Source organism: Neisseria sp. P0001.S005, assembly GCF_051963715.1.
On sequence record NZ_JBQCTZ010000531.1, the window covers coordinates 1 to 545 of the forward strand.

A 545-nucleotide genomic window follows, 5' to 3' on the forward strand; every position below is an offset into this window, starting at 1 on the left:
ACGAGGTTAATCCATGCCATGATGCCCATGGCCATGTCTGCCATATCCCATACCAAGGGTACGTTGGCAACTGCGCCGAAGTAGACCCATGCCAAAACCAGCATACGGAAAATGGCGGTAACCAGCCAATGGCTCTTGATGAATTGGACGTTGGACTCGGCATAGGCATAGTTGCCGATAACGGTTGAAAAGGCAAACATAAATAGGATGACGGCAAGGAAGCCTGCGCCCCATTCGCCTACCTGGCTGACGATTGCCGCTTGGGTCAGCGCCGCACCGCTCAGGTCTCCGTAAGGCTGTTGATAGGTCAAGACGATAAAGGCGGTGCATGAGCAGACGATGATGGTATCGACGAAAACGCCCAGCATTTGAATCATGCCTTGGGAGACGGGGTGCTTCACTTCGGCTGCGGCTGCGGCGTTCGGCGCGGAACCCATACCCGCTTCATTGGAATACAGGCCGCGTTTGATACCCTGCATCATGGTGGTCGAAATCAGACCGCCGAGGAAACCGCCTGCAGCCGAATCGAAGTTGAACGCGTTGGA

1 protein-coding gene is annotated in these 545 nt (G+C 55.2%); it reads right to left on the reverse strand.

Going from position 1 to position 545, the window contains the following annotated elements:
• On the reverse strand, positions 1 to 545 hold a 545-nt coding region (locus ACTHSP_RS21495), incomplete at both ends, for an alanine:cation symporter family protein (RefSeq protein WP_440346940.1).